1 protein-coding gene is annotated in these 921 nt (G+C 64.5%); it reads right to left on the reverse strand.

The features are described 5' to 3' along the window. A partial coding sequence (prpC, locus tag J8I87_RS44055) for a 2-methylcitrate synthase (RefSeq protein WP_209938922.1) occupies nucleotides 1-921 on the reverse strand: 921 nt, incomplete at both ends.

Here is a 921-nt window from a genome sequence, read left to right on the forward strand (position 1 = left end):
CCAGCCGGAGGTGCGCGAAATCACGAACAGCGGCGTGAACATCGCGGTCGGCACGCCCATCATGTGGTACGACACGGCGCTGAACCAGTCGAGGTTCGGGAACATCTTCTTGACGTCCCACATCACCGTCTCCAGCCGCTCGGCGATGTCGAACAGCTTCATGTTCGATGCTTCCTTCGACAGCTTCTTCGCCACTTCCTTGATCACCTTGTTGCGCGGATCGGAGATCGTGTAGACGGGGTGGCCGAAGCCGATCACGACTTCCTTGTTCTCGACGCGGCGGCGGATGTCGGCTTCCGCTTCGTCGGCCGTCTGGTAGCGCGACTGGATGTCGAACGCGGCTTCGTTCGCGCCGCCGTGCTTCGGGCCGCGCAGCGCGCCGATCGCGCCCGTGATCGCCGAATACATGTCCGAGCCCGTGCCCGCGATCACGCGGCCCGTGAACGTCGAGGCGTTGAACTCGTGTTCCGCGTACAGGTTTAGCGACACGTGCATTGCCTCGACCCACGACTTCGACGGCGCCACGCCATGCAGCAGATGCAGGAAGTGGCCGCCGATCGAATCGTCGTCGGTCTCGACCTCGATGCGCTTGCCGTTGTGCGAGTAGTGATACCAGTACAGCAGCATCGAGCCGAGCGAGGCCATCAGCTTGTCGGCGATGTCGCGCGCGCCCGCGAGGTTGTGATCGTCTTTTTCCGGCAGCACCGTGCCGAGCACGGAGACGCCCGTGCGCATCACGTCCATCGGATGCGCGGCGGCGGGAATCCATTCGAGCGCGGCCTTCACGTTCGCGGGCAGGCCGCGCAGCGCCTTGAGCCTGGTCTTGTAGGCGCCCAGTTCGGCGGCGTTCGGCAGCTTGCCGTGCACGAGCAGATACGCGACTTCCTCGAACTCGCACGCCCCCGCGATATCGAGGATGTC

It is taken from the genome of Paraburkholderia sp. LEh10, from assembly GCF_017814945.1.
In the GTDB taxonomy this organism is placed as follows: domain Bacteria; phylum Pseudomonadota; class Gammaproteobacteria; order Burkholderiales; family Burkholderiaceae; genus Paraburkholderia.